This is a genomic window from Hyphomicrobium sp., assembly GCF_035687085.1.
Classification (GTDB): Bacteria; Pseudomonadota; Alphaproteobacteria; order Rhizobiales; family Hyphomicrobiaceae; genus Hyphomicrobium_B.
Window position 1 is genome coordinate 120155 of the sequence record NZ_DASRYS010000003.1, and the last position, 6661, is coordinate 126815.

Sequence of the window (6661 nt, forward strand, 5' to 3'; positions counted from 1 at the left end):
AGAAATCGATTCTTCCCTTGGAGGAGAGGTGGGACTCATGAAGACGATGACACTTGCCTGTGCGCTGGCGGCCGCTGCTATTTCCCTGGGCGCCGGTGCTGCGAATGCCGGTTGCGTGACGAAGGGTGCGGTCGCCACATCGGGGTCGGCCGATTCCGCCAAGTGGTTCGCGATGGAGACGATGGTGCAGCAGGTCAGCTGGGGCCTGTGGCCGGGCTTTCTCGCCAATGGGCAAGTCGCTGGCTACAAGGTCACCAACAAGGTGTCCAAGTGCAAGCCCGATGGCGGCATGGTCACCTGCCACAGCCGCGCGACCTTCTGCACGAAATAAGCTCGCTGAAATTATTGGGACTACCCCCGAGCGCCCGTGTCTCTCACGCGGGCGCTTTTCGTTTGCGAGCATCAGAACACCTCAATGTTGTATGCAGCACCTCATCGCCGCGCTTCTCCATGGCGCAGGATCTTTAACCGTCTTTACCCGATACATGGGGTTTGCTTGACCTCGCCCTGCGGCGGGGCAATGTGATCTCGCCAGCTCGCCCAAGACATCAACAGGACCTCGATACCCAAGTCATGCCCGGAGCGATTGTTAACACGCTAAGACTCGCGCGCGCCGGTTTCGTGCTTGCACAATATGGGGTCCGCTTCGTGCCGAGAGGCGTGCCGGTTCCGCTGCCGCTCAAGATCGCGCGCGCCGCGACGCTGCCCGTCGAATTCATATCGCGCCCATTTCAGAAGCGCGTGCCACGCTCCATCCGCGTCGCGACGGCGCTCAGCAAACTGGGACCGAGCTACGTCAAGCTCGGCCAGTTCCTAGCAACACGTGCCGACGTCATCGGCCCCGACCTGTCCGCCGATCTGCGCCACCTTCAAGACAAGGCCGAACCCTTTTCCATGGAGGAAGCGCGCGAGGCCGTAGAGCGCGCGCTCGGCGGCAAGCTCGAAGATCACTTCGTCGAATTCGGCCCGCCCGTCGCGGCAGCATCCATCGCGCAAGTGCACAAGGCCTACGTGCTCGAAGGGGGCGTGCGCAAAGCCGTTGCCGTCAAGATCCTGCGGCCGAACATTGAGAAGCGTTTCAACCGTGACCTCGACAGCTACTATTTCGCCGCGCAGATGATCGAGCGCTTCTATCCGCCATCTCGGCGCCTGAAGCCCATCGCCGTCGTCGATAACCTCAAGCACACGACCGCACTCGAAATGGACCTCCGCCTCGAAGCGGCCGCCATTTCCGAGATGGCCTCCAACACCACCGCCGACGAAGGCTTCCGCGTTCCGGCAATCGATTGGAAGCGCACGGCCAAGCGCGTACTGACGATCGAATGGATCGACGGCACGCCGATCTCACAGCGCCAGAAGCTGGAAGAGAAAGGCTTCGACACCGCTGCGCTCGGCGCGACCGTGCTGCGATCGTTCCTTCGCCACGCCATGCGCGACGGCTTCTTCCACGCCGACATGCATCAGGGCAATCTGTTCGTCGACGAGCAAGGCAAGGTCGTCGCCGTCGATTTCGGTATCATGGGCCGCCTCGGTCTTCCCGAACGCCGCTTCCTCGCCGAGATCCTGCACAGCCTCATCACGCGCGATTACTATCGCGCCGCCGCCATCCACTTCGAGGCGGGCTACGTGCCGCCCCATCACACGGTGGAGGAATTTGCCCAGGCGATGCGCGCCATCGGCGAGCCCATCCAAGGTCGCACGGCAGAAGAAATCTCCATGGCCGATCTCCTCGGCCAGCTCTTCGCCTACACCGAAGTCTTCGACATGGAGACGCGGCCCGAGCTCATCCTGCTGCAGAAGAGCATGGTGATCGTCGAAGGCGTCGCGCGCGATCTAGATCCTTCGCTCAACGTCTGGGTTGCAGCCGAGCCCGTCGCCAAGGAATGGGTGGACGCAAACCTGTCGGCCCTCGGCCGCCTTCGCGAGGCCGGCCGCGGCGCCGGGGAAATCGGCGAAGTCCTGCTGAAAGCGCCGGAACTCATCCAGGCCATGGCGCAAGCCGTCACCGGTTTTGCCGGCATGGCGCGTTCGGGCCTGCATCTCGACGACGAGACGACGGAAAACATCGCATCCCGCAAGCGCAGCGGCGTCGGTAACGCCGCTCTCTGGGTGGGCGCGCTGAGCCTCGCGGTCATCGCCCTCAAAATGTTGGGCGCCTTCTGATCGCGCTCCTCGTCACCGCTTCGCCTTCCGCGGCCCGACGAGATGCGTGCCATGCGCAATCGCGGCTGTCGCCCGCATGGCCGCAGCGATATAGACGACTTCGGCAATCTCGGCCTCGGTGACACCGGCGTTCTCCGCGTTCGTGCGGTGGACTTCGAGGCTGTACGGGCACTGCGTTGCGAGCGCCACGCCGAGCGCAATCAATTCCTTGTAGCGGCGCGGAATGACGCCCGGCGCCATCGCCGCCCGGTCGAAATTCTCGAATGCGGCCATCGTCGTCGCTGAGAGATTACGAAGGTGCGGTAGATTGGATAGATTAGCGATATCATACATTTTAGGAGCCCTCCCGATCATCGTCACGTAAGCTGGCGATTTGTGAGCGAGCCTCGTGACATTTTGCATCGAAGGTCAAGCTACCAAAGGCGAACCCTGAAACCGAGGAGACAAGCATGTCGGACGCTCGCCCGCCCCTGCCGCCATTCACACGCGAAACCGCGATCCAGAAAGTTCGCGCCGCCGAAGATGGGTGGAATTCGCGCGATCCGAAAAAGGTGTCGCTCGCCTACACGGAGGATAGCCGCTGGCGCAATCGCGCCGAGTTTCCCGTCGGCCGCGCTGAGATCGTCGAATTCCTGACGCGCAAATGGAACCGCGAACTCGACTATCGCCTCATCAAAGAACTCTGGGCATTTACCGACAATCGCATCGCGGTCCGCTTCGCCTACGAGTTCCGCGACGACAGCGGCCAATGGTATCGCTCATACGGCAATGAGAATTGGGAGTTCGATGCGAACGGCCTGATGCGCTTTCGCTATGCCAGCATCAACGACCTGCGCATCTCCGAAAGCGAGCGAAAGTATCACTGGCCGCTGGGGCCACGCCCTGCCGATCATCCGGGCCTTTCCGACCTCGGCCTCTGAAACAAAAAACGGCGCCGCGAAGGGCGCCGTTTCTTTTATCTGATGCTTTCTGATTTCTAGGCTCGTACCGCCGCCCGGCTTGCCGGCGCGCGCTGCGCGTAGCTCAGAAGGAAGATCGTGCCGGCAGTAATGCCGTATGCGATCAGCTGCATGCCCGTCGGCTTTTCGATGTAGCCGATCAGAATGTGCAGGACCTGCCCGATCCAGCTCTTTTCAGACAGCAGCCACGAGGAATTCCAGAGCGGTGTATCGAGAACGTTGATGAGACCGGCTTGCGAAAGCTGCCCCATCGCCTGCGCCGCAAGACCGGCCGCCAGCAGCGTAATCAACACGCCGGTGATCGAGAACATCTGCTTCACCGGAAGCGAGGCAAGACCGAAGTAGAGCACCAACGACACGACAGCGCCGAGCGCCAATCCAGCAGCCGATCCGAGAATGAGCGAACCCGCCGTCTCCTGACCGCCCATGACAATGCCCGTCATGAACAGCACGACCTCGCTTCCCTCGCGCACAACCGCAGCCGCGACCGCAGCGCCAAGGGCGAAGAGGGATTGCCGGCCCGCGCTGACGTCGGTTCCGAGTTGCCTCAGCTGCTGCGTCATCTCACGCGCATGCTGAGCCATCCAGACGACATGCCAGGCGAGCATCACGACGGCAAAGAGCAGAACGGCGGCGACGAAAATCTCCTGCCCGCGCCCGTCGAACGCGTTGGAAATACCTGCCGCAAAGAATGCGACGATGGCCGAGCCCGTGATACCGGTGAGGACGCCGAGCGACACGGCTCCGGTACGTCCGGGAACGCCACGCGAAGCGGCAAGCACGACGCCAATGATGAGACCGGCTTCGAGAACTTCACGGAAAACGATGATAAGAGCGGCGAGCATTTCTGATTTACTCCGCTACGATGTGGCCTAGTGCGGTATCCATGTTGAATTCGCCGAAGAACATGTAGGTACCGGGTTTCAGTGGCTTCAGCCTGACGATGGCGGTGGTGTTACCGGGAATGATTTTCTCAAATCCCAGGTCGTCACTTTCGAACTCTTCCGGCGTGGGATCGAGATTCTTTACCGTGATCTTGATCGGCTTGCCGACGGGCAGCTTCAGCGCCTCCGGCTCGAACATGTGATTTTTGATGGAGATCTCGACCTCATGCTCCTCGGAGGCCTGCACAGTCGCGGTGCCGATACCTGCGCCACTGAGCGCGAGTAAAGCGGCAGCCGATGCGGAAAGAAGGGTCCGGAAACGCGCGGCATTGCGCGAGTAAAAAGGCGGGGTCAATGACATCTCCCAATAGGTCAGGATTCAAGGTCCCGAGATCAGGCTACGGCGCCACCTGACCCATGTTGCCAATATGAGTCAAGAATATTCGGGGTCTCAAGTCCCTTACAAATCTGACAAATCCGTGAGGCGGACACGAGCTTTGAAGCATCTTTTCCGGCTGCCATTTTTTGGCCAGGAGGATCAGGTGCATATGCAGCTGCGGGAACAATTTGGCAGTGAGGATCAAGCCAATGTACGCCCGCGTTCCCCATTCGTCCGCACCGCTCGACGATGACGATTACAGCGACATGTTTCGGGATCGCGACGAACCGGAAGCCTTCTTCCCGGGCGAGCCGATCACCGAGCCTCCGACGAGACGAGGCAACCCCGTCCGCGCGACATATCTATTTTTATTCATAACGATCGCCGCCGGCGCCTGCGCCTTCAATTTCCGCACCGAAGTCGAGCAATGGACCGCGAAAATCGCAGAGGTCGCCTCGCAGCTCGATCTCAGAAACGAATCCGCGCTGCCCGAGTCAGAGTCTGAGGAAGCCGTTCGCCCGGCCGAAAATACGCTTGCACTTGCGCCACCACCACCCGCCGTGGCCGATAACTCAGAGCCGCTTCCTGAGGTCGTCGTAACAGACGCACCGGGCGCCGATTCCAGATCCGCATCCTCAGACAAAAAGCCAGGCTCCGCTGATGCATATTCAGCTCCGCATGCCGCGCTGAACGATCCCTACGCCAAGCGTGCGGAAGCGGTCGGACTTCATCCCGATCTCTCGCGCGTGCTGCTGTCACGATTGACGGCTGCGGATTATCGCAACGCCGCCTTCGCAATCGACAAAGCTCTGAAGACTGTGCCCGACGATAAAGAGTTCGAATGGCCGGTTTCGAAAAAGAACAGCAGCGCCATTTTCAACGTTCATTTCGTGGCGGGCGGCGGGCGCGATTGCCGGCGCTATGTTGTGACGGTCACCAAGGATCGCTGGTCGACAACTGCGCTACCGATGGAGCGCTGCGGCATCAAACTCGCCTCACGCGAAGGTGCGAAAAAACCTTCGATCGAGTGAAAAAAAGCAGGCCTTTGGGATGATCTTCAAGGACCCTGCAGCCCGAACGCGACGCGCATCTTTCTGCCGAACTTCGTGCCCTTCGACCGCTCACCGGCTTTCCCGCGCTGAGGGCCGCCGTACTGTGAATAGACGAAATCCCGCACCTCATTCACGCGGTCGTACTGGTGCACGACGGCCGGAACGGCGCCTTGCGCCGTGACAAGCAGCCCATCCATCACCGAGATGAAATTGCTGTTGGGACCCGATAACGTCGCAACCTCGCCGTCGTAGGGCAACACGACAGACGACGAGACAAGGTTCAAGCGCACGGCGACGTTCGTCGTGGCTTGGTCGACGCCGGACCGCATGTGATGCTGGCGTCCGACCATCTGTCCGAGAAGAAGTTTTTGCCAGCAGTACACGATAGCGTCCTGATGCCGGGCGAGCACCGTGCCGCTGCAAATGACTTCGTGGTTGGAAATGCGTTGGAACACGTCCGCCCCGAACGTTCGGCGGATCGCGTTCCCATTCCAGCCCGCCGCGGAAAGCGAAAAGCCGTGGCTTTCTTCAACGAAGATCAGTGGCACGTCCGGCAGAGCCGCGAAAACATCGCGCTGAAAAACGACGTCGCGCGTATCCGCCAGGAACACCCGATCGACTTGGCCAGCGAGGCCCTGCAGCACGGCGATATAATCAGCCACCCGCGCGAAGTTCATGTGTGGACGCCCAGGACCAGACGATCCCGGATCAGAGATGCAATCGACGCCTTCGGCCTCGAGCGCTTTCGCGAGATCAGGATCATCGCCGATCACGAGAAGGATACGGCAGTCATGAAATTTGCGAGCCGAACGAACGAACGGCCGTAGATCGGCGGCACTGTAGTTGCGACCGATGCCGAGAATGAGATTCCGGCCTGTCCCGTGCCTCAGCGTGATTGAGGGGCGCGGCCGCACCAGCTCGCGCCGCAACCAACGCGCATAAAGTTTCGACCAGACATATTCCAGCATGCGTGGCGCCCCCGAAGGCGGCGAGCTCGCACCAACGGTTGGGCGCATCGGCTCGACGTTAACACCGTTCGCTACAACGGTAAGGCGCCTGAATAAAGGAAAAATTCCCGACTAAAGGGACCAAACGCAAAAACGCGCCGCTGGCACAAGGCACAGCGGCGCGTTTTGGAATTGGATCGATAGAGGTGATTGACTTCTTTGATTGCGCATCACGACTCCCGTTCCGGGAGCCGGCCGCGATGCGCGGTAGAATTCA

General features: G+C 60.7%; 8 protein-coding genes. 4 read left to right on the top strand and 4 right to left on the bottom strand.

Annotated features, from left to right (window positions below; all coding sequences use genetic code 11):
- Positions 1-37 precede the first annotated feature (37 nt).
- Together VFG26_RS03360 and ubiB are read left to right on the top strand one after the other, a co-directional pair.
- A complete protein-coding gene (locus VFG26_RS03360; protein WP_325022216.1) occupies positions 38-331 on the top strand; it encodes a hypothetical protein in 294 nt (97 codons plus the stop codon).
- A 242-nt stretch (positions 332-573) separates the two neighbouring features.
- Entirely contained in the window at positions 574-2163 is a 1590-nt protein-coding gene (gene ubiB, locus VFG26_RS03365) for a 2-polyprenylphenol 6-hydroxylase (RefSeq protein ID WP_325022218.1), read from the top strand.
- Positions 2164-2175: 12 nt separating this feature from the next.
- On the opposite strand, the gene VFG26_RS03370 is transcribed toward ubiB, so the two are convergent.
- Complete coding sequence (locus VFG26_RS03370) at positions 2176-2496, bottom strand: carboxymuconolactone decarboxylase family protein (RefSeq protein WP_325022220.1); 321 nt, start codon at positions 2494-2496, stop codon at positions 2176-2178.
- Positions 2497-2612: 116 nt separating this feature from the next.
- Between VFG26_RS03370 and VFG26_RS03375 the strand changes: the two genes are divergently transcribed.
- A complete protein-coding gene (locus tag VFG26_RS03375) occupies positions 2613-3083 on the top strand; it encodes a nuclear transport factor 2 family protein (protein ID WP_325022222.1) in 471 nt (156 codons plus the stop codon).
- Between the two features lie 56 nt (positions 3084-3139).
- Here VFG26_RS03375 and VFG26_RS03380 read toward each other — a convergent pair whose 3' ends face one another.
- Together VFG26_RS03380 and VFG26_RS03385 are read right to left on the bottom strand one after the other, a co-directional pair.
- Complete coding sequence (locus VFG26_RS03380; protein WP_325022225.1) at positions 3140-3967, bottom strand: FTR1 family iron permease; 828 nt, start codon at positions 3965-3967, stop codon at positions 3140-3142.
- A gap of 7 nt (positions 3968-3974) precedes the next feature.
- Positions 3975-4361 (bottom strand): cupredoxin domain-containing protein, encoded by a 387-nt coding sequence (locus VFG26_RS03385; RefSeq protein ID WP_414653252.1) that lies wholly within the window; start codon positions 4359-4361, stop codon positions 3975-3977.
- Between the two features lie 233 nt (positions 4362-4594).
- Between VFG26_RS03385 and VFG26_RS03390 the strand changes: the two genes are divergently transcribed.
- Positions 4595-5416: a hypothetical protein gene (locus tag VFG26_RS03390; protein ID WP_325022229.1), complete on the top strand. Its 822-nt coding sequence runs from the start codon at positions 4595-4597 to the stop codon at positions 5414-5416.
- A 26-nt stretch (positions 5417-5442) separates the two neighbouring features.
- On the opposite strand, the gene VFG26_RS03395 is transcribed toward VFG26_RS03390, so the two are convergent.
- Positions 5443-6405, bottom strand: a complete 963-nt coding sequence (locus VFG26_RS03395; RefSeq protein ID WP_325022231.1) for a hypothetical protein — start codon at positions 6403-6405, stop codon at positions 5443-5445.
- Positions 6406-6661 lie beyond the last annotated feature (256 nt).